General features: G+C 74.1%; 24 protein-coding genes. 14 read left to right on the top strand and 10 right to left on the bottom strand.

Annotated elements, in window-relative coordinates; all coding sequences use genetic code 11:
- The first annotated feature begins 86 nt into the window (after window positions 1-86).
- Window positions 87-1,436: a PhoH family protein gene (locus tag RF640_RS16855; RefSeq protein ID WP_109243292.1), complete on the top strand. Its 1,350-nt coding sequence runs from the start codon at window positions 87-89 to the stop codon at window positions 1,434-1,436.
- A gap of 10 nt (window positions 1,437-1,446) precedes the next feature.
- On the opposite strand, the gene RF640_RS16850 is transcribed toward RF640_RS16855, so the two are convergent.
- Entirely contained in the window at window positions 1,447-2,202 is a 756-nt protein-coding gene (locus RF640_RS16850; RefSeq protein WP_368828432.1) for a hypothetical protein, read from the bottom strand.
- 75 nt (window positions 2,203-2,277) lie between these two features.
- Between RF640_RS16850 and RF640_RS16845 the strand changes: the two genes are divergently transcribed.
- Together RF640_RS16845 and RF640_RS16840 are read left to right on the top strand one after the other, a co-directional pair.
- Window positions 2,278-2,793 (top strand): prepilin peptidase, encoded by a 516-nt coding sequence (locus RF640_RS16845; RefSeq protein WP_368828431.1) that lies wholly within the window; start codon window positions 2,278-2,280, stop codon window positions 2,791-2,793.
- Window positions 2,794-2,854: 61 nt separating this feature from the next.
- On the top strand, window positions 2,855-3,325 hold the full coding sequence (locus RF640_RS16840; RefSeq protein WP_095650451.1) for an NUDIX domain-containing protein: 471 nt from the start codon (window positions 2,855-2,857) through the stop codon (window positions 3,323-3,325).
- A 121-nt stretch (window positions 3,326-3,446) separates the two neighbouring features.
- Here the strand turns inward: RF640_RS16840 and RF640_RS16835 are convergent, their stop codons facing one another.
- The 3 genes from RF640_RS16835 to RF640_RS16825 form a co-directional block, all read right to left on the bottom strand.
- Complete coding sequence (locus tag RF640_RS16835) at window positions 3,447-4,868, bottom strand: class II fumarate hydratase (RefSeq protein WP_368828430.1); 1,422 nt, start codon at window positions 4,866-4,868, stop codon at window positions 3,447-3,449.
- Between the two features lie 77 nt (window positions 4,869-4,945).
- Complete coding sequence (locus RF640_RS16830) at window positions 4,946-5,596, bottom strand: carbonic anhydrase (protein WP_017832405.1); 651 nt, start codon at window positions 5,594-5,596, stop codon at window positions 4,946-4,948.
- Entirely contained in the window at window positions 5,593-6,303 is a 711-nt protein-coding gene (locus RF640_RS16825; RefSeq protein WP_017832404.1) for a DUF4245 domain-containing protein, read from the bottom strand. The genes RF640_RS16830 and RF640_RS16825 overlap by 4 nt, the downstream gene beginning before the upstream one ends.
- Window positions 6,304-6,595: 292 nt before the next feature.
- On the opposite strand from RF640_RS16825, the gene glpX reads away from it, so the two are divergent.
- Window positions 6,596-7,543, top strand: a complete 948-nt coding sequence (gene glpX, locus RF640_RS16820) for a class II fructose-bisphosphatase (RefSeq protein WP_109222828.1) — start codon at window positions 6,596-6,598, stop codon at window positions 7,541-7,543.
- A 223-nt stretch (window positions 7,544-7,766) separates the two neighbouring features.
- Window positions 7,767-8,942: a hypothetical protein gene (locus RF640_RS16815; RefSeq protein ID WP_017832402.1), complete on the top strand. Its 1,176-nt coding sequence runs from the start codon at window positions 7,767-7,769 to the stop codon at window positions 8,940-8,942.
- A 10-nt stretch (window positions 8,943-8,952) separates the two neighbouring features.
- On the opposite strand, the gene RF640_RS16810 is transcribed toward RF640_RS16815, so the two are convergent.
- The 4 genes from RF640_RS16810 to RF640_RS16795 all read right to left on the bottom strand — a co-directional run bounded on the left by RF640_RS16810 (window position 8,953) and on the right by RF640_RS16795 (window position 13,496).
- Window positions 8,953-9,972: a peptidoglycan bridge formation glycyltransferase FemA/FemB family protein gene (locus tag RF640_RS16810; RefSeq protein WP_109222775.1), complete on the bottom strand. Its 1,020-nt coding sequence runs from the start codon at window positions 9,970-9,972 to the stop codon at window positions 8,953-8,955.
- A gap of 55 nt (window positions 9,973-10,027) precedes the next feature.
- The gene (locus RF640_RS16805) at window positions 10,028-11,644 is read right to left on the bottom strand and encodes an LCP family protein (protein WP_017832400.1); all 1,617 of its coding nucleotides are present in this window, start codon (window positions 11,642-11,644) and stop codon (window positions 10,028-10,030) included.
- A gap of 66 nt (window positions 11,645-11,710) precedes the next feature.
- Window positions 11,711-12,196: a 5-(carboxyamino)imidazole ribonucleotide mutase gene (purE, locus tag RF640_RS16800; protein WP_051063721.1), complete on the bottom strand. Its 486-nt coding sequence runs from the start codon at window positions 12,194-12,196 to the stop codon at window positions 11,711-11,713.
- A gap of 136 nt (window positions 12,197-12,332) precedes the next feature.
- Complete coding sequence (locus RF640_RS16795) at window positions 12,333-13,496, bottom strand: 5-(carboxyamino)imidazole ribonucleotide synthase (RefSeq protein ID WP_181821156.1); 1,164 nt, start codon at window positions 13,494-13,496, stop codon at window positions 12,333-12,335.
- Window positions 13,497-13,792: 296 nt separating this feature from the next.
- Here RF640_RS16795 and RF640_RS16790 point away from each other — a divergent pair, with 296 nt between their 5' ends.
- A complete protein-coding gene (locus RF640_RS16790) occupies window positions 13,793-14,449 on the top strand; it encodes a GtrA family protein (RefSeq protein WP_017832397.1) in 657 nt (218 codons plus the stop codon).
- A 10-nt stretch (window positions 14,450-14,459) separates the two neighbouring features.
- On the opposite strand, the gene RF640_RS16785 is transcribed toward RF640_RS16790, so the two are convergent.
- Complete coding sequence (locus RF640_RS16785) at window positions 14,460-15,251, bottom strand: TIGR03089 family protein (protein WP_126349935.1); 792 nt, start codon at window positions 15,249-15,251, stop codon at window positions 14,460-14,462.
- A 311-nt stretch (window positions 15,252-15,562) separates the two neighbouring features.
- Here RF640_RS16785 and RF640_RS16780 point away from each other — a divergent pair, with 311 nt between their 5' ends.
- From RF640_RS16780 to RF640_RS16760, 5 genes are all read left to right on the top strand, one after another.
- The gene (locus RF640_RS16780) at window positions 15,563-16,093 is read left to right on the top strand and encodes a WhiB family transcriptional regulator (protein ID WP_095650442.1); all 531 of its coding nucleotides are present in this window, start codon (window positions 15,563-15,565) and stop codon (window positions 16,091-16,093) included.
- A gap of 14 nt (window positions 16,094-16,107) precedes the next feature.
- Window positions 16,108-16,806: a DUF3499 family protein gene (locus RF640_RS16775; protein ID WP_368828429.1), complete on the top strand. Its 699-nt coding sequence runs from the start codon at window positions 16,108-16,110 to the stop codon at window positions 16,804-16,806.
- Window positions 16,807-16,922: 116 nt separating this feature from the next.
- Window positions 16,923-17,267 carry a hypothetical protein gene (locus tag RF640_RS16770; RefSeq protein WP_368828428.1) on the top strand — a complete coding sequence of 115 codons (345 nt, stop codon included), beginning with the start codon at window positions 16,923-16,925 and terminating at the stop codon, window positions 17,265-17,267.
- Window positions 17,268-17,420: 153 nt separating this feature from the next.
- A complete protein-coding gene (locus RF640_RS16765) occupies window positions 17,421-18,698 on the top strand; it encodes an Ig-like domain-containing protein (protein ID WP_368828427.1) in 1,278 nt (425 codons plus the stop codon).
- 120 nt (window positions 18,699-18,818) lie between these two features.
- On the top strand, window positions 18,819-19,841 hold the full coding sequence (locus tag RF640_RS16760; RefSeq protein WP_081615703.1) for a TIGR01906 family membrane protein: 1,023 nt from the start codon (window positions 18,819-18,821) through the stop codon (window positions 19,839-19,841).
- A 9-nt stretch (window positions 19,842-19,850) separates the two neighbouring features.
- Here RF640_RS16760 and RF640_RS16755 read toward each other — a convergent pair whose 3' ends face one another.
- Window positions 19,851-21,494 carry a phospholipid carrier-dependent glycosyltransferase gene (locus tag RF640_RS16755; RefSeq protein WP_323632925.1) on the bottom strand — a complete coding sequence of 548 codons (1,644 nt, stop codon included), beginning with the start codon at window positions 21,492-21,494 and terminating at the stop codon, window positions 19,851-19,853.
- Between the two features lie 213 nt (window positions 21,495-21,707).
- Here RF640_RS16755 and rsmI point away from each other — a divergent pair, with 213 nt between their 5' ends.
- From rsmI to cynS, 3 genes are all read left to right on the top strand, one after another.
- Window positions 21,708-22,535: a 16S rRNA (cytidine(1402)-2'-O)-methyltransferase gene (rsmI, locus tag RF640_RS16750; protein ID WP_035926827.1), complete on the top strand. Its 828-nt coding sequence runs from the start codon at window positions 21,708-21,710 to the stop codon at window positions 22,533-22,535.
- Window positions 22,536-22,720: 185 nt separating this feature from the next.
- Complete coding sequence (locus tag RF640_RS16745) at window positions 22,721-23,563, top strand: formate/nitrite transporter family protein (RefSeq protein ID WP_115162401.1); 843 nt, start codon at window positions 22,721-22,723, stop codon at window positions 23,561-23,563.
- A gap of 56 nt (window positions 23,564-23,619) precedes the next feature.
- Entirely contained in the window at window positions 23,620-24,069 is a 450-nt protein-coding gene (cynS, locus tag RF640_RS16740) for a cyanase (protein ID WP_035926675.1), read from the top strand.
- Window positions 24,070-24,165: the final 96 nt, after the last annotated feature.

Genomic DNA, 24,165 nt, shown 5'->3' with positions numbered 1-24,165 from the left:
GCTCGCGCGGCGGGTCCGGTCCGCATACGTTGTCCTCAGGCGGACGGCGCTGACGCCGCCCGCCGGACCGAGGAGGAAGGGCCACCATGAGCATCTCCAAGAAGCAGGAGCGCATCACCGACATCTCCGCCCCCCTGGGCGCCGGGGTGCGCTCCTACGTGATCGACACCTCGGTGCTGCTGTCGGACCCCCGGGCGATCCTGCGCTTCGCCGAGCACCAGGTGGTGCTGCCCGTCATCGTCATCACCGAGCTGGAGGGCAAGCGGCACGACCCGGAGCTGGGCTACTTCGCCCGGCAGGCCCTGCGGCTGCTCGACGACCTGCGCGTGGAGCACGGCGGGCTCAACCGGCCCGTGCCCCTCGGGGACCAGGGCGGGAGCCTGGTGGTGGAGCTCAACCACGTCTCGGACACCGTCCTGCCGGTGAGCTTCCGGCTCAAGGACAACGACTCCCTGATCCTGGCGGTGGCGCTGAGCCTCGCCAACGAGGGCAAGGACGTGTGCATCGTCTCCAAGGACCTGCCCATGCGGGTCAAGGCCTCCGCCCTGGGCCTGGAGGCCGAGGAGTACCGGGCCGAGTGGGTCGGCTCCGACGTCGAGTGGTCCGGGACCGCGGCCCTCGAGGTCCCCGAAGACGTGGTGGACCGGCTCTACGGCGGCGAGGCCGTCGTGGTCCCCGGCGCCGAGGGGCTGCCGGCCAACACGGGCCTGACCCTGCACTCCGTGCGCGGCAGCGCCCTGGCCCGGGTCCGCGCCGACGGCTCCGCCCGGGTGGTGCGCGGGGACCGGGACGTCTTCGGCGTGCACGGGCGCTCCGCCGAGCAGCGGCTCGCCATCGACCTCCTGCTGGACCCCGAGGTCGGCATCGTGTCGCTGGGCGGGCGCGCCGGCACCGGCAAGTCCGCCCTGGCCCTGTGCGCGGGCCTGGAGACGGTGATGGAGCGCCGGGAGCACCGCAAGGTCATGGTCTTCCGTCCCCTCTACGCCGTGGGCGGCCAGGAGCTCGGCTACCTGCCCGGCTCCGAGGAGGAGAAGATGAACCCGTGGGGCCAGGCGGTGTTCGACACCCTCGGGGCGCTGGTCTCGCAGGAGGTCGTCGAGGAGGTGCTCGACCGGGGCATGCTCGAGGTGCTGCCCCTGACGCACATCCGCGGCCGGTCCCTGCACGACGCCTTCGTGATCGTGGACGAGGCGCAGTCCCTCGAGAAGAACGTGCTGCTCACCGTGCTGTCGCGGATCGGGCAGAACTCCAAGGTGGTCATGACCCACGACGTCGCCCAGCGCGACAACCTCCGGGTCGGCCGCCACGACGGCGTGACCGCCGTGGTCGAGGCGCTCAAGGGCCACCCGCTCTTCGGCCACGTCACGCTGACCCGTTCGGAGCGCTCACCGATCGCCGCCCTGGTCACGGAGGTCCTGGGCGACCTGGACAGCTGAGCCGGGGGCCTCAGGGGCCGACGGGCCAGGGCAGGTGCCTGCTCACGTCCGTGAGGTCCAGGGGCACCGAGCGGAAGAGGTCGTCGATGAAGTACTCGTCCACCGCCTCGATCCGCAGGTCGTGGCCCGTGCCGGCCAGTGGGCCCTGGAGCACCTCGGAGCGGACGCAGACGGCCGTCCGCTCGTCCAGGAGCACCCGGGTGCGGGCCGGGGCCAGGGGGTGCCCCGGCGTCGTCGGGGTGTAGGCGTGGCCGGGGACCACCACGGCGCCGCGCACGGGCCGCCCGTGGTGGGTGCCGGTGCGGACGTCCTCGACCGTGCAGGGCCGCCGCTCCGGCAGGTAGGGCGGCACGGGGGCGTCCCCGGCCAGCTCGACGGGGTCGAGGATGGCCTGCCAGCGGCCGCCGCCGAAGACGGGGTCCCCGTAGGCCGCCTCGGGCCTGCGCTCGACGAGCCCGGAGTCCGTGAACACCGGGGCCACCAGCTGCGGCGCGAGCAGCCACGAGGCCGAGGTCGAGGCGACGTAGAAGTCGTCGCGCGACTGCTCCCGCGTGGTGGCCGTGTAGAGGGGGGTGCCGTCCAGGGCCTCGACGCGCAGGCCGTCCGGGCGGCGGACCCAGGCCCGGACGGGCCGGCGGGGCGCGGCGTCCGCGGGGGCCGGCCAGGACAGCACGAACCGCAGGGTGTCCCAGCGCCACGGGGAGGAGCGGCTGAGCGCGCAGAACTCGTCCTGATCGGTGGGCGCGGGGACGGGGGAGCGGTGCATGACCCCAGTCTAGGGAGGGCCCCGCGCGTCCACAGGCGCCCCGTCCCGGCGGGGGCCGGGGCTACGATGCCCGGTGTGGGCACCTTCCTGATCGAGCAGTTCACCCGCGGGGACGTCGCCGGGTGGGCCGCCGGGGCGCTCGCGCTGCTCGGCACCGCCGTGCTCGTGGTCGCGTGCGCGTGGCTGTGGCGCACCGACGTGCGGGAGCACCGGCTGCCCGGCCGCGTGGTGCGCCCGCTGTACCCCGGGTGCGGGGTGCTGCTGGGCGGGGCGGCGGTGGTGGCCGGCGAGCCGGTCCGGCTGCTGTGGATGCTGTGGGGCCTGGTGGTCGTGGGCGGGCTCTACGTCCTGCTCCGCATGCTCCACCCGGCCGGGATGGGCATGGGCGACGTCCGGCTCTCCGGTCTGCTCGGCATGTGCCTGGGCTTCGTCTCCGTCTGGCACGCCGTGCTGGGGGCGGCGGCCGGGTTCGTGCTCGGCGGTCTGGCCGGGGCGGTGCTCGTGGTGCTCGGTCGGGTCGACGCCCGCTCCCGGGTGGCGTTCGGTCCCGCCATGATCACCGGGGCCCTCGGGGTCCTCCTGCTGCTGTGACGCGCGCCGGCCTGTCAGAATGGGCCGGACCCCACCCCAAGACACTGCACGAGGAGCCCGCATGCCCACCCCCGAGTTCGTCCTGTCCCTGCGGGAGAAGATCGGCCACGATCTCCTGTGGCTGCCTGCCGTCACCGCCGTGGTGCTGCGCGAGGACGGCCGGGTGCTGCTGGCCCGGCGCAGCGACAACGGCAACTGGGGACTGGTGAGCGGGATCGTGGAGCCCGGCGAGGAGCCGGCGGTCACGGCGGTGCGCGAGTGCCTGGAGGAGACCGGCGTCGTCGCCGTCGTGGAGGAGCTCGTGGCGGTCAGGGCGGGGGAGCCCGTGCGGTACCCCAACGGGGACCGCTGCCAGTTCCTGGACCACACCTTCCGCTGCCGCTGGGTCTCCGGCGAGGCCCGCGTCAACGACGACGAGTCGCTCGAGGTCGGCTGGTACGCCATGGACGAGCTCCCGCCGATGCCGCCCCACCAGCTCGAGCGGCTGCGGGCCGCGCGGGCGCACAGCGGCCCGCCCCGCTTCGTGGTCTGAGCCCCCCGGATGCCGCGAGGGGTCGCGAACTGTGCCCGGACACGGCGAGGGGTCGCGTCCGCACGCAATGACGCAGCATTGCCGTGCGGACGCGACCCCTCGGTGCGCCGGGAGCGCAGGGTCAGACGTTGGGGCCCGTCATGGTGGTGACGTCCAGCGCCCGGTCCAGCTGCTCCTCGGTGAGCTGGCCGTTCTCGACGTAGCCGAGGGCGATGGTCGCCTCGCGCACTGTCATCTTGTTCGCCACGGAGTGCTTGGCGATCTTCGCGGCGGCCTCGTAGCCGATGGCCTTGTTCAGCGGGGTCACGATGGACGGGGACGCCTCGGCGAGGAAGCGGCAGCGCTCCGTGTTTGCCTCGAGCCCGTCGATCATCTTCTCCGCCATCACGCGCGAGGAGTTCGCGAGCAGGCGGATGGACTCCAGCAGGGCCGAGGCCATGACCGGGATGCCCACGTTGAGCTCGAACGCCCCGTTGGTGGAGGACAGCGAGACGGTGGTGTCGTTGCCGATCACCTGCGCGCAGACCTGGATCGTGGACTCGCAGATCACCGGGTTGACCTTGCCGGGCATGATCGAGGAGCCGGGCTGGAGGTCGGGGATGAGGATCTCGCCGAGGCCGGTGTTGGGGCCGGAGCCCATCCAGCGCAGGTCGTTGTTGATCTTCATGTAGCTGTAGGCGACGTTGCGCAGCTGCCCGGAGGCCTCGACCAGGCCGTCCCGGTTGGCCTGGGCCTCGAAGTGGTTGCGGGCCTCGGTGATCGGCAGCCCGGTCTCCTCGGCGAGCAGCTCGATGACGCGGGCGGAGAAGCCGGCGGGGGTGTTGATGCCGGTGCCCACGGCGGTGCCGCCCAGGGGGACCTCGGCCACCCGCGGCAGCGAGGACTCGACCCGCTCGATGCCGTAGCGGACCTGCGCGGCGTAGCCGCCGAACTCCTGGCCCAGGGTCACCGGCGTGGCGTCCATGAGGTGGGTGCGCCCGGACTTCACGACATCCTGGAACTCCGAGGCCTTCCGCTCGAGCGACTCGGCGAGCTGCGTCATGGCCGGGACCAGGTCGTTGATCAGCGCGCCCGTGACGGCGACGTGCACGGAGGTCGGGAAGACGTCGTTGGAGGACTGGGAGGCGTTGACGTGGTCGTTGGGGTGGACCTCGACGTCCGTGCCCTCGAGCGCCTGGTTGGCGAGGGTCGCCAGCACCTCGTTGGTGTTCATGTTGGAGGACGTCCCGGAGCCGGTCTGGAAGACGTCGATCGGGAAGTGCTCGTCGTACTGCCCCGTGGCGACCTTGTCCGCGGCGTCCGCGATGGCCCGGGCGCGCTCGTCATCGAGCACCCCCAGCTCCGCGTTCGCCTTGGCGGCGGCCTTCTTGATCTGTGCCAGCGCGACGATGTGCTGGGGCTCGAGGGGCTTGCCCGAGATGGGGAAGTTCTCGACCGCACGCTGGGTCTGAGCGCGGTACAGGGCGTTCGCGGGAACGCGGACCTCGCCCATGGTGTCGTGCTCGATGCGGTACTCGGTGGTCTCTGCGGTGGTATCAGCCATGGCGCCAGTCTAGGACAGCGCCGGGTGACGCCCGGCACGGCGACCCGGGGTGACGGCCGCCGTGCCGGGCGCCCGGTTCAGCGGCCCGGAAGCCAGGTGCCGTGCCCGTGGACGAGCTCCGCCTCGCCGTCCTCGAGGTGGTAGAAGACGCCGACCACGGCGACCTCGCCGTTGGAGACCGCGTCCGCGATCACCCGGGACTGCTCCATGAGGCGGGACGCCGTCTGCTTGGTGTGCTCCACGACCGCCGCGTTGACGTCCTGGTGGCCGTGGCGCTGGGTCTCGAGCACGGAGGGCATGATCCGCTCGATGAGGTCCCGCTGGAAGCCGCGGGGCATCTGCCCGGAGCCGGCGACGCTGTGCGCGGCGGTCACGGCCCCGCACGAGTCGTGGCCGAGGACCATGATCAGCGGCGTGCCGAGGTTCGCGACCGAGTACTCGATCGAGCCGAGCACGGCGTCGTCGATGACCTGCCCGGCGGTGCGCACCACGAACGCGTCGCCCAGGCCGAGGTCGAAGATGATCTCGGCGGCCAGCCTCGAGTCCGAGCAGCCGAAGATCACGGCGAACGGGTTCTGCCCGCCGGCCACGGACTGCCGCCGGGAGGCGTCCTGGTTGGGGTGCATGGACTCGCCCGCCACGAAGCGGGCGTTGCCCTCGCGCAGACGCTGCCAGGCGGCGGCCGGGGTGCGGGGCGAGGTGTCGTCGGGGCGGGTGTCCGGGGTCATGGCATCTCCGTGGTTCGCGGGGCAGGGGCGTCGGTGAGGTCCTCGGCGACGGCGGCGGCCAACCGGTCCAGCTCGGCGCCGGACGCGTCGCCCTTGAGCACCACGGTGGAGCCGTTGACCTCACCGGTGTACACGGTCAGCGCGTCCTGGTTCCGGGACTCCTCCCGGACGTGGACGTCCCACGGCACGCCGCCCACGTCGACCGTCGCGGTGGCGGGGACGGCCTCGGCCTGCTGGGCCAGCCACGTGGGGTTGGCCATGGACGTCTGCACCAGGCCGATGAAGCTGCCCTGCGGGGTGGCCCAGCCGATCTCCCAGAAGGGCACCCCCTCGGCGGCGCCGCCGTTCCACCGGGCGTAGTTGGCGGTCCAGTCCTCGCCCGGCTCCGGCACGACCGGGGTGAAGGGCGCCTCGTCCGCCACGAAGTCCGCCTCCTGGGCGACGTCGACGTCGGGGCGGTACGGCTGGGCGTCGGGGCGGGGCTGGAGCCACACGAACGGCAGGACCAGCAGGAGGAGGACCGCCATGGAGATGATCATCCCCTGCACCGGGGCGTTGAGCCGCCGGGCCTGCTTCTCCGTGATCTGCGGGAGCGGCTGCTCCGGGGCCTCGGCGGCCTCGGAGCCGGGCGCGGTGCCGGGGCCGGCGGCCGCGGGGTGCTCTGCCGAGGGGTGCTCTGCGGGACGGTCGGGGGTCGAGGAGCTCACCCGTCCATTGTGCCCTGTCCGCCGGCCCCTGTCCGCCGCGTCCGCCCTCCGTCCGCCGCCCCCGCTCCCTCCGCGCCGGGCCCGCCCGGACGCACCCGGCCGCAATGTGGCCCAGGTCGCGGTCCGCGGAGGCGTGGGCGATATGCTGGGCGGGACGTGGACCGCGCCCGCGGCCGAGCCCGGCCCGGGGGTCCCGAAGAACGTGAACTCGAAGGTGAGGAACAACGTGGCCGAAGAATCCACCGGAACGATCCCCGCGCGCACCAACAACGTGGCCGACCGCAACCTGGCGATGGAGCTGGTGCGGACCACCGAGGCGGCGGCGATCGCCGGCGGCCAGTGGGTCGGCGCCGGCGACAAGAACGCCGCGGACGGGGCGGCGGTCGACGCCATGCGGTCCCTGCTCTCCACCGTGCACTTCAACGGCACCGTGGTCATCGGCGAGGGCGAGAAGGACGAGGCCCCGATGCTCTTTAACGGGGAGCAGGTGGGTGACGGCTCCGGGCCGGCCTCCGACGTCGCCGTGGACCCGATCGACGGCACCCGCCTCACCGCGCTGGGCATGAACAACGCCCTGGCCGTCATCGCGGTGGCCGACGGCGGGTCGATGTTCGACCCCTCCGCCGTCTTCTACATGGACAAGCTCGTGGTGGGCCCGGAGGCCGCGGACTTCGTGGACCTGCGCCTGCCCGTCAAGCAGAACCTGCACCTCGTGGCCAGGGCCAAGGGCGTCAACATCAACCAGCTCACCGTGTGCGTGCTGGACCGCCCTCGCCACCAGCAGCTCGTCGACGAGATCCGCGCCACCGGCGCCCGCACCCGGATGATCCTCGACGGGGACGTGGCCGGCGCGATCGCGGCCTGCCGCGAGGGCACCGGCGTGGACGTCATGATGGGCATCGGCGGCACCCCGGAGGGCATCGTCACCGCGTGCGCCGTCAAGGCCACCGGCGGCATCATCCAGGGCCGGCTCGCCCCGGTCGACGACGACGAGCGCCAGAAGGCCCTCGACGCCGGACTGGACCTGGACGCGGTGCTGACCACCGACGACCTCGTCACCTCGGACAACTGCTTCTTCTCCGCCACGGGCATCACCGACGGGGACCTGCTGCGCGGCGTGCGCTACCGCGGCCGCCGCATCACCACCCAGTCCATCGTGATGCGCTCCCGCTCCGGGACCGTGCGGATGGTCGAGGCCGAGCACCTGGCCTCCAAGTGGGAGAAGTACGCGCGCCACTGAGCCTGACGCTGAGCCTGACACCGGGCCGTCGCCGGGCCCGGCCGGCACGGCCGTGACAGGACCCCCGCACCGACCTCCGGTGCGGGGGTCCTCCCGTCCCCGTCGCACCGTGTCCGGCCCCTCTCCCAGCCCCTCCCGGCCCTAGACTGGAGGCCGAACTGCGGGCGCCGACCGCGGTCCCCCAGCCGGGGCGGAGCGCCCGGGTGACGAGGAGGATCCCCACGTGAGCACCACGGTCAGCCCCTGTCCCAACCGCAAGACCTGGGACGCCACCGTCCGGGTGACCGGCGGGCACCCGCAGCAGCTGTGGGGCATCGGCGAGGCCCAGGTCTCCGCCGAGGGCCCCGGTCTCCGGGTCGACCGCGTCATGGTCCACGACGCCGAGCAGCGCACCGTGGGCTACGCGCAGCTCTACCTGCGCTCCGAGGCTGAGCGCGTGGTCGCCGGGACCGTGCACTGCCACGTCCACCGGCCCGAGGACCTGCCCGTGGTCGCCGCCGCCCTCGCCGACTGGGCCCGGGAGGAGCACTCGGCCGTCCTGCTGCGCTTCCAGGCCGACACCCTGCGCGCGCCCGGCACCCCGGAGGCGCTGGAGGCCGCCGGGTTCACCAGGCCCGCCGCGGGCGCCGGGCCGGAGGAGCCCCGGCGGCTGGAGGTGGTGCTCGGGGAGACCGAGCGGGACCTCTCGCGGCGGCTCTCGGAGGCCACCCTGGACCGCTGCCGCACGGCACTGCGCACCCCGGGCGTGACGGTGCGGGAGGTCACGGCGGGCAGCCGGGTCCTCGCGAACATCGGGCTGCGGACCCGGCTCATCACCCAGCTGCTGGAGGACCTGGGCGAGGACTCGCTGCTGCTCGTGGCCACCGAGGCCGCCGAGGACGGCCGCGAGGCCGCCCTGGGCTACCTGTGGTTCGTGCACACGCGCGGTCTGGCGATGATCTACCGGCTCGGCTTCACCCGCCGGGGCCGGGACCTGGGCGTGGACGACGCCCTGCTGCTGACCGGGATCGTCGAGCTGCAGAAGCGGCGCGTGCAGCGACTCGACGGCGGCGACCCGGACGAGACGGAGGTGCCGCTCGTGGTCCGCGAGCTGGCGGCGACGGAGCGCCCGGTGCTGGGCCCCTGGGAGAAGGCCCTGGGCCGTGGCCCGGCGGGGGAGTTCTCGGAGGACGTGGCCGAGGCCGCCGCCGAGGCCTCGGGGACCGCGGTCGCCGCGGAGCTGGGCCTGGGCGAACCGGCCCCGGCGTGGTCCCCCGACCTCGGGGAGCCGGACGACGTGCCCGAGGACGACGACGGCGCGTCCCGTCCCGTCCGGGGGCGTGCCCGGCGGGCCCGGGACCTCACCCGCCGCGTGGTCGGCGAGAGCATCTCCGCCCTCCGGGACGCGGCGGGGCGCTGAGACCGGGCGCTCAGGACTCCCGGCGGCGCATCCCGGCGACGGACTCCCGGAGCCGGCCGGTCAGGCCCGGGAGGCTCTTGCGGGCCGAGACGGCGGCCTCCCGGGCGGCGCGCACACCGGTGTACGCGGCGTACGTCCCGCGGCTCAGCGGCAGGTCCCAGGTCCCGGGATAGGACTCCGGGCGGCCGCCGAAGGACTTCTTGAACTTCGTGAAGCCGTGCCACGGGTGGTCCGGGCCGGCGTCCTCGGGCGCGGTGCCGAAGAGGTCGAAACGGCTCAGGCCCTTCTGCTTGGCGTCCAGGACCATCCGCACGACCAGGGGGATCCCCGCCGAGAGCCTGCGGTGCTCGAAGTCCATCGCGGCGTGGGCGTAGGTGCGGGTGTCGTCGGAGTCGTAGACGAGGGAGGCGCCGATGGGCTCCCCGTCCAGCCGGGCCACGTAGAGGGCCGCCGCGCCCACGGGCATGAGGCTGCGGGCGGCCTCGCGCAGATAGGCGTCCTGCTGCCGGGCGAAGTCCTTGCGCTCGGCCGTGGCCTCGAGGAAGCCCAGCAGCACGTCGACGTCCTCGGGGTCGGTCGAGGTCGTGAAGGTCACGCCCTTCTTGGCGATGTTGCGGTGCAGGTTGCGGTTGGTGGACTTCATGTCCTTGAGGATCGCGTCCTCGTCCTGGGTGAGGTCGATGACCTGGGTGTGCCCCGGCTGCACCTGCCGGGGGGCCGGGCGCATTCCGCGCCGGCGCAGCGAGGCCTCCGGCGTCTCGAGCCCGTCCGTCACCGCGGCGTCGACGGGCTCCACCCGCACGAACCAGCAGCGCTCGGACCGGGCCGTGCGGGCGAGGTCCTCGAGCGCGGCCTCGAAGGCCTGCGGGGTCAGCGCCTCGGGGCCGTACGGGCAGTAGAGGTAGCGGCCCGTCCGGCCGCCCTCGAGGATCGCGAGGTAGCGCCATCCGTCCCCGGAGGCCTGGAACACCTTGTGCCCCAGGTTCCGCTGGAATCCGGCCCATGCGTTCGACTGCAGTATGTTCGCCACGCCCCCACTGTACCGGGGCGTCAGGGCGCCGCCGGTGCCCCGCGGTCCGGGCCGGTCAGGGCACCGAGCAGGTGCCGTTGGGCGTGAGCTCCTGCGTCCCCACGAGAGGCTTCGCCGCCGCGAGGGGGGCGGCCATCGCGATCCCGGAGCCCACCGGGGTGCCGGCCGGCAGGGCCTCCGCGTCCCGCGCGCCGCGGTCCGTGGCCTCTTCGAGCACCCGGTCGAGGTCCTCGTGCAGCAGGTCGAAGTCCGGGTAGGTGGGGAAGGACGGGTCGTAGTACGGCGGGCCGGCGGCGTACTGCACGAGCTCGTGCTCCTTGGCCTTCAGCGCCACGTCCACGAACGAGCCGATCTGGCTCTGCGGGATGTCGGTCTCGACGACCTGTGTGCCCGAGTTCGCGAGGTCCTCGAACCGGGTCAGCACGTTGACGGGGTTGAGCTGCTTGAGCATCGCGGCCTGCACGCAGCGCTGGCGCGCCTGGCGGTCGTAGTCCGTGGCCCCCTCGCGGGACCGGGCGTACCAGAGGGCGTGGTAGCCGTCCAGGCGCTGCACGCCAGGCTCGATGTACCCGAAGATCTCGTTCGGCAGGCCCGTCACCAGGTCGGTGCCGCCGCCGATCGGGACGCGCCCGCCGACGTCGATGGTGATCCCGCCGAGGGCGTCGACGAGCTGCTCGAAACCGTTCATCTCGACGATCGCGTAGGCCTGGACCTCGATGCCGAGGACGCCCGAGGCGGCGTCCTTCATGGCCTCGGCGCCGGGGTCCGCGGCGTCCGGGTAGAGCTCGGCGTGGTTGTTCGTGACGTCGGTGTAGAGGGCGTTGAGGATGCACTCGTCGCCGCAGTCGAAGCCCTCCGGATAGACGTCGGCCAGCGGCGAGTCTGAAGGGAAGGGCGCGTTCTGCAGGTTGCGCGGCAGGGAGACGGTCACGGTCCGCCCGGAGTCGGCGTCCACGCTGAGCACCGTCATCGAGTCGGGGCGGCGGCCCGAGCGGTCCTCCCCGGAGTCGGTGCCCATGAGCAGGATGTTGTACCGCCCGTCCGCGGGCCGGAAGGGAAGCCCGCCCCCGAAGACGTCCGAGACCGCACCGCGCGTCACGGACAGCAGGTAGGCGGACCAGGCCAGTCCGCCGGAGGTGACGAGCATGAGCGCCACGGTGGCCGCGGCCACCGCGCGGCGGGTCCGCTGCACGAGGAGGCCGGGCCGGATGAGCCGGAGGGTGTCGAAGAAGAGCAGCGCCCATCCCACCGCCAGGGCCACGAGCCCGGCGATCAGGAGCAGGGACGTGAACGAGTTCGTCAGGAACCAGACCAGGGGAGTGCGCCACAGCACCAGGGACAGGAGCGCCAGCGCCGCCGCGGCCCAGACCACCACGTCGACCTTGAGGACCGCCCGACCGACGGCCCGCCGGCCCGCGACGAGCTGCGCGCTGCCGGGGACCACGAGCGTGGACAGCAGCAGCGTCCACGCGCGCCGGGCCCGGGTGCCGTCCCCGGCGTGCTGCGGGTGGCGCAGCGGATCCGTGAGCCGGGGCGGGCTCGCCGCGTCGTCGTCGACGCCCCGCACGGCCGTCACGGCGTCGGGCGGGAGGTCCCGGGACCGGGAGCCCTCGGCGGACGGGTCGTGGGGCGGGCGGGGATCGTGCTCAGCGCGGGGGGTGTGGCTGTTCACGGGCAGCTCCGGCGGGGAAGGGCGGGCAGGGGGAAGGACGGGAGGGCGGGAGCGCGGGCGCCCGGGTCAGCCGTCGAGGCGGGTGCGCAGGGCGGCGCCCTTGGCGTGGGCGGTCTCCCGGAGCTCGTCGGCGAAGCGCAGGAGCTGCCGGCGCAGGGCCTCGGCCTGCGGGCCCGCGCCGGCGGCGAGGATCCGGGCGGCCAGCAGCCCGGCGTTGCGCGCCCCGCCGATGGACACGGTGGCCACCGGGACGCCGGCGGGCATCTGCACGATCGACAGCAGCGAGTCCATGCCGTCGAGGGTCTTCAGGGGGACGGGGACGCCGATCACGGGAAGGGGCGTCACCGAGGCGAGCATCCCCGGCAGGTGGGCGGCGCCGCCGGCCCCGGCGATGATCACCCGCAGCCCCCGCTCGTGCGCCCGCTGACCGTACTCGATCATCTCGGTGGGCATCCGGTGGGCGGAGACGACGTCGGCCTCGTACGCGATCCCGAACTCCTCGAGGGCGGTGGCGGCGGCCTCCATCACGGGCCAGTCGGAGTCCGAGCCCATCACGACGCCCACGACGGGCTGCTGCTTCTCGTTCACTGGTGCTCCTGCGCTGCTCGGCGGGTGGGGGCCGCCATCGCGGTCCGGTCTGGGGCTACGCTATCCGTCCCGGCTGGACGGGCCGTGGGAGGCACGCGGGTCAGGCCTGCCCGTCGCGCAGCACGGCCGCCACGCGGGTGGCCCGCCGGCGCAGCTCCGGGATCTCGTCCGCGGTGCCGGTGAGGTTGACGTGGCCGATCTTGCGCCCGGGCCGCACGGCCTTGCCGTAGTTGTGGATCTTGGCGCGGGGCTCCGCGCCCATGGCCGCCCGGTAGGCGCCGAAGAGGTCCTGGTTCGCCCCGCCCAGGTAGTTCTTCATCACCGCGGCCCCGCCGATCAGCCCGGTGTCTCCGAGCGGGAGGTCCAGCACGGCGCGCAGGTGCTGCTCGAACTGGCTGGTCACGGATCCGTCCATGGTCCAGTGCCCGGAGTTGTGCGGGCGCATGGCCAGCTCGTTCACCAGGAACCCGGTGCCGCGGCCGGGGGTCTCGAAGAGCTCCACGGCCATCACGCCGGTCACGCCCAGCTCGGTGGCCAGCGTCCGGGCGGCGTCCGCGGCCGCGGCCGCGACCTCGGGGCGCAGCTGCGGGGCGGGCGCGAGCACCTCGTCGCAGACGCCGTCCACCTGGATCGACTCCACCACCGGCCACGCCCGCACCTCGCCGGAGGGGGTCCGGGCCACGAGCGCGGAGAGCTCGCGGGAGAACCCGACCTTCTCCTCCGCCAGCAGGGGCCCGTCCGTGCGGGCGAACCACTGCGCCGGCTCGGCGCCGCGGGCGTCCTCGGCGGTGCCGAGCACCATGACGCCCTTGCCGTCGTAGCCGCCGCGCGGGGTCTTGAGCACCACCGGCCAGCCCGTGCGCTCCCCGAAGGCGATCAGCTCCTCGACGTCGGCGACCGCCTCCCACCGCGGGTTCGGCAGTCCGAGGCGCTCCACGGCCGCGCGCATCCACAGCTTGTCCTGGGCGTGCACCAGCGCGTCCGGGCCCGGGCGGACGTCCACGCCCTCGGCGAGCAGGGTCTGCAGGTGCTCGGTGGGCACGTGCTCGTGGTCGAAGGTCAGCACGTCGACGCCCGCGGCGAACCGGCGCAGCACGTCGAGGTCGGTGTAGTCGCCCACGGGGGCGGTGGGCACGGCGGCGACCGCCGAGACGTCGGGGCCCTCGGCGAGCACGCGCAGCTCGATCCCCAGGGCGGTGGCGGAGGGCGCCATCATGCGGGCGAGCTGCCCGCCTCCGACGACGCCGACGACAGGGGCGGTCACAGAAGAATTCACCCGACCAGGGTATCCCGGTCCGCCGGGACCGCTCGGCGGGCCGGGATGCCCTGCCTCCGGGGCCGCCCGCCGCCTGGTCTCCGGCGTCGTGCTCCCGCCTCGGCCCCGGCACCTGCCCGGCACGGGCCCCGCGACGGCCAGGGGACTGTGCTGTAACTCTCCGGTGCCGTGCAGGAGGGGCGGGGTAGGATGTGCCGAGGTCCGCCCCGGGTGCTCGTCCGTGGGCGTCGACCGCCGCGCCGGCCGGCGCCCACCGCCTCACCACCTGGGAGACCTGAAGCCGCGTGAACCGCCTCGTCGACCGTTTCGATGCCCTGTGGCACCTCTTCGTCAAGGAACTCATGAAGTTCGGCGTCGTGGGCGCCCTCGCGTTCGTGATCAACGCGTCGCTCACCTGGATCCTGATGCACACGGTGTTCGAGGACGGCCACCTCAAGGCGAAGTTCGTGGCGACGGCCGTGGCCATCGTCTTCGCGTGGGTCGCCAACCGGCTGTGGACCTTCCGGCACAAGCGCCAGTCGGACAAGCGCCGCGAGCTGGTCCAGTTCCTCGTGGCCAACGGCATCGGCATGGCCATCGAGCTCGGCTGCCTCGGCTTCAGCTACTACGTGCTGGGTCTCACCAGCGCCTACGCGTCCTTCGTGTCCGGCACGATCATCGGGACCATCCTCGGCACCGTCTTCCGGTACTTCGCCTACCGCTTCTGGGTGTTCACCGAGGAGCTCGACGAGGACCCCAACTTCGCGGACACCGCGGCCCTCGAGATCGCCCTGATCACGGGTCACCAGCCCGCGGAGGGCGCCGAGCACCCCCACCGCGCGCACCAGCACCCCCACCGGGAGGGCGCCCGGCACCGCGCGGGGAGTGCGGCGGCCCCCGGCTCGGACACCCACGAGAGCCACGAGAGCCACGGGAGCACGGAGGCGGCGGAGGGGCGCTGAGCCGTTCCGCTCAGAACGCGACGGCGTTCTCGGCCGTCAGCACGGACCGCCAGCCGTCGTCGGCCGCGTCCGCCGGACGGTCCGTGACGACCGCGGCCCGGCCCCCGGCCAGCACGGCCAGCACGCGCAGCAGGAACTCGGCGTCCATCCGCCGGCCCGGCACGTGCACGGCCGACGCCGTTCCCCACACGTCCTCCCGCCCGGCCGCGAGCTCGCCCGCGGCCGGCATCAGCCGGTCGTGCGGCAGGAAGCCGTCGTCGGTGCCCGCGGCCCGGAGCGCGGCACCGTCCGGCGCCGGCTCCTCGAGGCCGTCGTAGACGTCCGCGTGGGAGCGGACCTCGGCGCAGTAGTCGAGGACGTCCCCGTCCGGCAGCTCGCCGCGGTGGCCGAGCGAGAGCGCCGGCCGGTCCAGGACCACGGCCCGCGCCCCGGCGGGCACCCGGTCCAGCAGCGGGGGCGTCGCCCCCTGCGGGTCGACGAGGCCCACCACGGCCCGGTCCCCGGGCTCCGCCGCGTCCTCGCGGGGATCGACCACGCGCACCGCGGCCCCCATGGTCCACGAGCCGAGGACGGCCGCGAGACTGCGCCAGTGCACCTCGTCGCCGACGGCCACGACGTCGCCCGCCTCGAGGTCGAGCTCGTCCACCCACAGGTTCGCGGTCTTGGCCACCCAGTTGTCGAGGACCCGCCCCGAGAGCTCCACGCGCTCGCCGTCCCGGCCGTACCAGATCAGGGCCGGGCGGCTGCTGCTGCGCAGCTTGTCCACCAAGCGGGGGACAGATCGGGGGGTCGGGGTGTCCATGGTTCCTCCTCGTGGCTGCCGTGCCCGCGGCGGCGGTTCGGCATATGCGTAGAGTCGCATTCTTCGCCCTCTGCGGCATTCCTGTCGAAAATCGGGCCGTGACGTGGAAAAACGTCTACTCCCAAAGACATTCTTCCCGGATATCGTGGCATGGGCGGTCACCCGGGACGGGTTGACTCCGTACTAGTTACACACGTGTAATTGGGAAGTCCGGCAGACGATCAGCAAGGATACGTTCTCCGGGATGCACAGGGTCGGCGACCCCCGTACTGCGCCGCACCCGAGCAATCGTGTCGGATGGAAGGAAAGTCATGGGAGAGGCCGCACGACAGCAGGTCGTGGAATCCAGCCCCCTCGAGGCCCGTCGGCTGAGCATGCGCTCGGTGCCAGAGGACTGGTTCGTCGATCCCGTCGACCCCCGGGCCGCCGAGCGGCACGTCCGCCGGGCGGCCGGGAGCATGGAGGACCAGGCCACGGCCTACCTCCGGGCCCACGAGGCCGTCCAGAACCTCTCCGGCGCCGGAGCGGCCCCCGCTCTCGACCTGCTCGAGGCACCGGCGGCCGACGAGGGCTCCGACTGGAGCGCCGTGGCCGGGCTGTACGCCGTGGACGAGGACGAGGGCGAGCTCGCGTGGCAGACCGACGCACTGTGCGCCCAGACCGACCCGGAGGCCTTCTTCCCCGAGAAGGGCGGGTCCACGCGTGACGCCAAGCGCGTGTGCGAGGCCTGCCCCGTGCAGGCGGAGTGCCTCGACTACGCGATGAGCAAGGACGAGAAGTTCGGCATCTGGGGCGGGCTCTCCGAGCGCGAGCGCCGCCGCCTGCGCCGTCTCGCCCGCTGAGGTAGTTTCGGGCCATGAGCTCCTCCGGCAGTCCCACCCGCCTCTGCTCCCGCCAGACCTGCAGGCGGGACGCCGTCACGACTCTGACCTACGTGTACTCGGACTCGACCGCCGTCGTCGGCCCGCTCGCCGGGCACGCGGAGCCCCACGCCTACGACCTGTGCGCCGTGCACGCCGACCGGCTCACGGTGCCCCGGGGCTGGCGCGTGGTCCGGCTGGAGCCGCCGGAGGCGAGGGCCCGGCGCGAGGACATCGGCGCCGTGGCGGAGGCGGTCCGGGAGGGCGAGCCCCCGGCGCCCGTCCGCGACCGCCCGCGGACGGTGCTGCGCGACGTCTCCCTGCCGCGACCCTCCTCCCCGGCATCCCCGGCATCCCCGGCACCGCACGCGCCGCGTCCTGAGGGCTCCCGCACGACCCCCCGGACCGGCGGCCGGGCGGGTGCCCCGGAGCGTGCCGCACCGGGCGGCCCGACGACGGCCCCGCAGCGCCCCTCGGTGCCCGCCCCGGAGAACCCCCGGGCTGCCGGCGCGGAGGCCCCCCGGGGCCCCGCCACCGGCATCTCTCGCCCGGCCGTGCCCGAGCGCGCTCCGCGGCCGGCCCCGGAGCCGGCCCCCGAGATGCCGTGGAACGACGTCCCGGTGCCCGCGGCCCTGCACCGGGCGCACCTGCGCCGGCCCGCCGTGCCCGGGGGCTCCGCCCGGCCCGAGGCCTGAACCGCGCGTCCCCGGCCGGTTCCGCACCGTGCCCGTGCTCCGCCCCTAGGATGAGCCGCAGACCGCACCTGTCCGGTGCGGACGGCTCTTCCCCCCGGAGCACCAGGAGTCCCCCCATGACTGTCCCTGCAACGACGCAGCCGGCCCACGAACTCCACACCGAGTTCCACACCGGTCTCCGCACCGAGAACCGCCACGAGAGCAGGCCGGCGCGGCATCACGAGACACCGGCCGACCGCCGCCCCGCCCCCTGGGCGCTGCCGGTGCCAGAGCCCGAGCCGGTGCCCCCCGTGGCGGTCGCCCTGGCGCCCGGTCTGCTCGAGCTCCTGCGGTGCCCCCTCACGGGCGGGACGCTGATCCCCGTGGACGCCGACCGGCTGATGAGCGACCGCCCGTTCCGAGACGGGGTGCACCCGGTCTATCCGATCGCCCACGGCATCGCCTGCCTGACCCCCGGGTGATGACGCACCGGCCACGTCGCCGGGGGTCACGAAGGCGTTAACATTCGTGACCGAGGGGCGGCGGGTGCGGTCCTGCGCGGCCGGCGGACCTATCGTGGGAAGCAGTTCCCCAGCGTTCCCCCCACCCCCCAGACGCCCGAGGTGCCGCTTCCCATGCCCCTGTCCTCCTGCCCGGTTCCCGCGCCCCCCTCCCCGCGAGCGCTGCCGGCCCCCCGGCGCCTGGTCGCACTGGGGGCCGTGACGGTCCTGCTCGCCACCGGCTGCGCCCAGGCCTCCGGGGCCCCCGCGGCAGAGCAGGCCGCCACCGCCCCGACGGCCACTGCCCCGGCCACGCCGTCCCCGAGCGGGCCGGCCACGGCCGCACCGGCCGAGGTCACCGTCGCCCCCGCGGACGCGGCGGTCGAGCACAACCCCGTGGAACCGGTCGTGGTGCGCGCCGACGGGGGCGAGCTGACCGACGTCGTGCTGGTGCCCGCCGCCGGCGGGGATCCGGTGCCCGGGGAGCTCTCCGCCGACGGCCGCACCTGGACCAGCACCGCGGTCCTGGCCTTCGACACCCCCTACGTCGTGCACTGGAGCGCCGCGTCCGGGACGGAGCCGACCACGGGCACCAGCACGTTCACGACCGTCCTCGCGGCGAACGAGGTCGACGCGCGCCTCAACGTGGCCGAGGGCGGGGTCTACGGCACCGGTCAGGTCCTGGAGTTCACCTTCTCCGAGCCCGTCGTGCACAAGGAGCAGGTCGAAGAGGCCGTCACCGTGGACGGCGGCGGCGACCGGGCGGGCGCCTTCCGGTGGTACTCCGACACGACGCTGCGCTACCGCCCCGCCGAGAAGTGGGCGCCGCGCTCGGAGATCACGGTCTCCCTGGACCTCCTCGGACTCGACGTGGGCCACGGCATGGTGGGCAACCACGACCTGCGCCGGAGCTTCTCGACCGGCGCCGAGCACTACGCCCGGGTGGACAACGAGACCAAGACGCTGACCGCCTGGGTGGACGGCGAGGTCGCGGGGACGTTCCCCGTGACCCTGGGCAATCCGGACTGGCCCTCGACCACCGGGCAGAAGGTCATCATGGAGCAGGCCCCGACGTACCTGTTCAAGGCCTCCTCGCTGGAACTGGAGCCGGGGGACCCGCACTGGTACGACACGTTCTGGGCCTCCAACGTGTCCCGGCTGACCGCCAGCGGCGAGTTCGTGCACCAGGCGCTGCCCTCCGCGCTGCCCGTCCTGGGGATCGCCAACGTCTCCCACGGATGCGTGGGCATGCCGCCCGAGGGCGCGAAGTTCATCCACGACGTGTTCCGGCCCGGGGACGTCGTGGAGGTCGTGGGCACCGGCTACCCGCAGGCCGATCCCGACGACGGGTACGGCGACTGGAACATCCCGCTCGAGCACTACGCGGACGAGGAGTGGAAGGGCGACTGGTGAGCCCCCGCCGGTGAGCCCCCGCTGGTGAGGGAGGGGGCCGGCGGTGGGTAGGATCGGGACCGGCCGGAGCGGACCCGCCCGCCCCGGACCACCGACCCCCTCCGACCGAAGGACCCGCCCGTGGCCACCCCCAGCAACGACAAGGCGCCCTGGCAGCAGGCAGACCCGCCCGCGGACGACCGGCAGCGCGAGGAGCCCGTGTGGACGGGCCTGCTCCCCGCCGTCGTCCCCGCGGAGAGCGCGTCCGAGGACGCGCACGACGACGACCGCCCCGGTGGGCGCGGCGGGAGCCGCGGCGCCGGGACGGGCCGCACGGGGGGCGGCGCCCGCGCCGTCGGGGCCGACGAAGCCGCGGGGGACGAGGACCCGGACGCGGAGGCGCGCCGCCGGTCCGCGCTGCGCCGGGACGCGCTGGCGGACGAGCCGCGGCTGCCGCGGCTGCAGCAGGTCCTCCTGGCGCTCGTGCTCCCGCTCGCGCTGCTCGCCGCGGCCGTGCGAGTGGTGGCCACGCCGCTGTTCCTGTGGGCGGAGTACCACCGCCCGGGCTTCCCGGCGGACTCCTACGGCTTCTCCACCGAGGAGCGGATGGTCTTCGGCTCCTACGGGCTGGACTACGTCATGAACTGGGCCCCGGCCGGGTTCCTCGGCGGGCTGCAGGACGCGGACGGCGCCCCGCTGTTCCTGGGCTCCGAGGTCGCGCACATGACCGACGTGAAGATCGTGCTGCAGGCCGCGCTCGCGGTGGTCGCGGTCCTCGCGTTGCTCGGCCTCGTCTCGTGCCTGTACCTGCGGGCGAAGGCCCCGGGGGCCGCCTCCGGCGCCCTGTTCTTCGGCTCGTGGTTGACCGTGGCGCTGCTGGTGGCGCTGGCCGTCGCCGCGGTGCTCGGCTGGCAGCAGTTCTTCGCGCTGTTCCACTCCCTGTTCTTCGCGGACGGGTCCTGGACCTTCCGGGCCTCGGACACCCTCATCCGGCTGTACCCCACCCAGTTCTGGATGGACGCCGCGATCGCTGTGGCCGGCCTCGCCCTCCTGGGGGCGCTCGCGGTCATGGCCGCCACCTGGCCCACGGCCTTCCGCCGGCACCGGGCCCTCGACCGGGTGCGCCGGCGGCAGGAGCTCAAGCGGCGGCTGGCCGGTCGCTGAGCCGGCGGGTCAGATCCAGGCGGTGAACCACATCCGCTCTCGCCACTGGGCGTACTCGACGGTCTCCGCGTACCAGACGGGGGCGAAGTGCGCGCTGAGCAGGAGCACCGCGGCCGTGAACACCCCCACCACCGCGAGACCCGCGCGCCGGCGCCGCACGGTGTCCCCGGGACGGCCCAGGACCAGGCCGAGCATGCCGGCGAGCATGAGCATCAGGGCCGGCTGCACGGGCAGCGCGTAGAAGTAGTACATGGTGCGCTCGGGGTACAGGAACCAGGGCAGGTACCCGGCGGCGAACACACCGGTCAGCGCCCCGAAGCGCCAGTCCCGCCGCACGGCCCACAGCCACGCGGCCACGAGCACGGCGGCGATCGCCGTCCACCACAGGAGCGGGTTGCCGATGTTGAGGATCGCCTGCGAGCAGTGCTCCACCGCGCACCCGGACCTGCCCCGCTCCGGGTCCTCGTAGAAGTAGGAGGTGGGCCGGCCCAGGGTCAGCCACAGCCACGGCAGCGCCTCGTAGGCGTGCTCGGTGCCCAGGCCGCTGTGGAAGCCGTAGGCGGAGGAGTGGTAGGCCCACAGCGAGCGCAGGGGCGCGGGCAGCCACTGGGGGCCCTCGCCCGGGTGCTGCTGCGCCCAGGTGCGGTCGTAGGCGTCCGTCGAGGCGAACCAGCCCGCCCAGGTGGACACGTAGACCACCAGGCCCGTCCCGACGACGGCGACGAACGCGGGCACGCCGTCCTTGAGCACCCCGGCGGGCAGCCAGCGCCGCACCCCGGCCACCCGGCGGGCGTTGAGGTCCCACAGCACCGTGAGCACGCCCAGCCCGGCCACCAGGAACAGGGCGCTCCACTTCACGCCCACCGCGAGCCCGCAGGCCGCGCCCGCCGCGATCCGCCACCAGCGCACGCCCAGCCACGGCCCCCACTCCAGGCGGCGCCGCAGCTCCGCCTCCGGGACGTCGCGGCCCGGGGCCACCCCCAGCCGGGCGACCAGGCGGCGGCGCCCGTGCTCCCGGTCCAGCAGGAGCAGGACGAACGCGAGCAGCACGAAGAACATCAGGAACACGTCCAGCATCGCGAGCCGGGACTGCACCAGGTGCAGCCCGTCCACCGCGGTGAACAGCCCCGCGAGCGTGGCCACCGTGACCGAGCGGAAGAGCAGCCACCCGGCGGCGCACACCAGTGCGATGGACAGCGTCCCGACCAGGGCCGCGGAGAAGCGCCAGCCCAGCGGGTCCTCGGCGCCGAAGAGCCACATGCCGAACGCGATGAGCCACTTCCCGGCCGGCGGGTGCACCACGTAGGAGGGGGTGGCCAGGGCCTCCGGCGGGGTGCCGGCCACGAACAGCTCGTCTGCGCCCTCCGGCCACTGCCGCTCGTAGCCGTGCAGCAGCAGCGAGTAGGAGTCCTTCACGTAGTAGGTCTCGTCGAAGACGATCGCGTCCGGGTGGGAGAGCCGGTGGAAGCGCAGCAGCCCGCCGAGCAGGACCACCAGCAGCGGCCCCAGCCACGCGAACCGGGCCACCGCCGCGGGGGCCGGCAGCAGCCGCTCCCGCAGGGCGGCGGGGGCCAGGGACCGACGCAGGGTGCCCACCGGTGCCGCCGGCCGAGGCTCCGGCGCCAGGACTGGGGCGCGCACCGAGGAACTCACGGTGTCATCGTAGGGGACGCGTCCCGGCGCCCGCTGAGCCGCGGAGGAGGCCCGCGGGGCGCGCCGTAGAGTGGACCCGTGCACACGGAACCCCACGACGACACTCCTGCCGACGCCCCCACCGACGCCGCCGACGCCCGGAACGGCGCCCCCACCGACGCCGCCGACGCCCGGAACGGCGCCTCCGACGGCGCCGCCGCGGGCCCCGGGCAGGTGGTCCTGGCGGGCACCCCGATCGGCAACCTCGGGGACGCGCCGCCCCGGCTGCGGGCGGCCCTCGAGACCGCGGACGTGCTCGCCGTGGAGGACACCCGGCGGCTGCGCCGGCTCACCGCCGGGCTCGGGGTCACCACGCGCGGCCGGGTGCTCACCCACCACGAGCACAACGAGGCCGGACGGGTCGCCGAGCTGCTCGACGCCGTCCGGTCGGGAAGCACCGTGCTGGTCCTCTCCGACGCCGGGATGCCCACCGTCTCCGACCCCGGCTACCGGCTCGCGGAGGCCGCGGCCGCCGAGGGCCTGACCGTGACCGCGATCCCCGGCCCCTCGGCGGTGCTCATGGCACTGGCCGTGTCCGGCCTGCCCACGGACCGGTTCACGTTCGAGGGCTTCCTGCCGCGGAAGTCCTCGGAGCGTGCCGCTCGGCTGGCGGAGCTCGACGGCGAGCGGCGCACCATGGTCTTCTACGAGGCCCCGCACCGGCTCGAGGTCATGCTCGCCGCGCTGCGGGACGCGTTCGGCCCGGGCCGCCGGGCGGTCGTCGCCCGGGAGCTCACCAAGCTGCACGAGGAGGTCGTGCGGGGCTCGCTCACCGAGCTCGTGGACTGGTGCGGGCAGGGGCAGGTGCGCGGGGAGATCGCCGTCGTCGTCGCCGGTGCCCCCGCCCCCGAGGCCGCGCGACCCGAGGACCTCGTGGCCGAGGTGGAGGCGCTCGTGGCCGCCGGGACCCGGCTCAAGGACGCCGCCGGCCGCGTGGCCGAGCGCACGGGCGTGGGCAAGCGGCAGCTCTACGAGACGGTGCTGGCGGCCCGCAAGGCATAGGGGCGGTCCGGCCCGGGCGTCGCCTCACAGGCTCGCCGCGCCCCGGTGAGGCCGAGTTGACCCCCGGGAGCGGACGGGGACACGGTGCGGAAACACGGCCCGTCCAGACTGGGACGTGCCGGGAGCGGGGCACGTGCCGCGCGGGACCCGGCATCCTCCTGTCCGTCCAGCAACGGAGCCATGCCATGTCCTATGTGATGCCCGCCGACTTCGTCACGAAGATGATCGACGCCGGAGCGGCGAAGGTCGCCATGTCCACCCGCGACACCCTGATCCGTGCGTTCATGGCCGGTGCGATCCTCGCGCTCGCCGCGGCCTTCGCCGTCACCGTCACCGTGCGGACGGGCGAGCCCCTGCTCGGGGCCGTGCTCTTCCCGGTCGGGTTCTGCCTGCTGTACCTGCTGGGCTTCGACCTCCTGACCGGCGTGTTCACCCTCGTGCCGCTCGCGCTCATCGACAGGCGCCCCGGCGTCACCGTCCGCTCGATGCTGCGCAACTGGGGCCTGGTGTTCGCCGGCAACTTCGCCGGGGCGTTCGTCGTTGCCGTGCTGATGGCGATCATCTTCACCTACGGCTTCTCCCTGCCCCCGGACGAGGTCGGCCGCCAGATCGGCGAGATCGGCGAGGGCCGGACCGTCGGCTACGCCGAGTTCGGCGCCGCCGGGATGCTGACGCTGTTCGTCCGCGCCGTCCTGTGCAACTGGATGGTCTCCACCGGGGTGGTCGCCGCGATGATGTCCACCAGCGTCTCCGGCAAGGTGATCGCGATGTGGATGCCCATCATGCTGTTCTTCTACATGGGCTTCGAGCACTCGATCGTCAACATGTTCCTGTTCCCCTCCGGTCTGCTCCTCGGCGGCGACTTCTCGGTCATGGACTACCTCGTGTGGAACGAGATCCCCACCGTGCTCGGCAACCTGGTGGGCGGGCTGACCTTCGTGGGGCTCACCCTCTACGCCACCCACGCCCGCACCGGGGCGCCCCGCATCCGGCCGGCGGCGCAGGAGGACCGCGTCCCGGTCGCGTGAGCGCCGGATCCGGCCGACCCGCCCCCACCAGCTCGCCGACTCCCGAGGAGCCCCGCATGACCCCGATCCTGACCAAGTCCGACGCCGCCGACCTCGTGGTCGCCGCCCGGGTGCGCCGCGGCCTGTCCTGGCGCGAGATCGCCGACGAGATCCGCGCCCCGCACGTCTGGACGACCGCCGCGCTGCTGGGCCAGCACCCGATGACCCCGGAGCAGGCCCGGCAGGTGTGCGACCTGCTGGGCCTGGACGGGACGGTCGCCGAGAGCCTGCAGCAGCAGCCGTCCCGCGGCAGCGACCCGGCGCGGATGACGGACCCCACGGTCTACCGCTTCGTCGAGGCGCTCTCCGTGTACGGACCGGCCCTGAAGGAGCTCATCCACGAGGAGTTCGGCGACGGGATCATGAGCGCCATCAACTTCCGGGTCGACGTCTCCCGCCGGCCCGACCCGGACGGCGACCGCGTGGTGGTCACCTTCGACGGGAAGTTCCTCGACTACAAGTGGTGACGCCCCGCCCCTGACCTGCTGGCCCGCCGAGTCCCCCCGGTGCTCGCAGTTCCCCCGGATCGATCCGGGGGAACTGCGAGCACCGGGGGGACTCGG

The organism is Kocuria sp. CPCC 205231 (genome assembly GCF_040980965.1).
Taxonomy (GTDB): domain Bacteria; phylum Actinomycetota; class Actinomycetes; order Actinomycetales; family Micrococcaceae; genus Kocuria; species Kocuria rosea.
The sequence above is the reverse complement of the archived record's forward strand: the minus strand, read 5'-3'. Positions and strand labels throughout refer to the sequence as shown.

Coding starts and splice junctions, on each gene's coding strand:
- RF640_RS16850 (WP_368828432.1), bottom strand. CDS start 2,202: ATGCACCGCTCCCCCGTCCCCGCGCCCACCGATCAGGACGAGTTCTGC.
- purE (WP_051063721.1), bottom strand. CDS start 12,196: ATGGGCTCGGACTCCGACTGGCCCGTGATGGAGGCCGCCGCCACCGCC.
- RF640_RS16745 (WP_115162401.1), top strand. CDS start 22,721: ATGTCCTATGTGATGCCCGCCGACTTCGTCACGAAGATGATCGACGCC.
- RF640_RS16765 (WP_368828427.1), top strand. CDS start 17,421: ATGCCCCTGTCCTCCTGCCCGGTTCCCGCGCCCCCCTCCCCGCGAGCG.
- RF640_RS16780 (WP_095650442.1), top strand. CDS start 15,563: ATGGGAGAGGCCGCACGACAGCAGGTCGTGGAATCCAGCCCCCTCGAG.
- RF640_RS16835 (WP_368828430.1), bottom strand. CDS start 4,868: ATGGCTGATACCACCGCAGAGACCACCGAGTACCGCATCGAGCACGAC.
- RF640_RS16840 (WP_095650451.1), top strand. CDS start 2,855: ATGCCCACCCCCGAGTTCGTCCTGTCCCTGCGGGAGAAGATCGGCCAC.
- cynS (WP_035926675.1), top strand. CDS start 23,620: ATGACCCCGATCCTGACCAAGTCCGACGCCGCCGACCTCGTGGTCGCC.
- RF640_RS16785 (WP_126349935.1), bottom strand. CDS start 15,251: ATGGACACCCCGACCCCCCGATCTGTCCCCCGCTTGGTGGACAAGCTG.
- RF640_RS16830 (WP_017832405.1), bottom strand. CDS start 5,596: ATGACCCCGGACACCCGCCCCGACGACACCTCGCCCCGCACCCCGGCC.
- RF640_RS16855 (WP_109243292.1), top strand. CDS start 87: ATGAGCATCTCCAAGAAGCAGGAGCGCATCACCGACATCTCCGCCCCC.
- glpX (WP_109222828.1), top strand. CDS start 6,596: ATGGAGCTGGTGCGGACCACCGAGGCGGCGGCGATCGCCGGCGGCCAG.
- RF640_RS16775 (WP_368828429.1), top strand. CDS start 16,108: ATGAGCTCCTCCGGCAGTCCCACCCGCCTCTGCTCCCGCCAGACCTGC.
- RF640_RS16770 (WP_368828428.1), top strand. CDS start 16,923: ATGACTGTCCCTGCAACGACGCAGCCGGCCCACGAACTCCACACCGAG.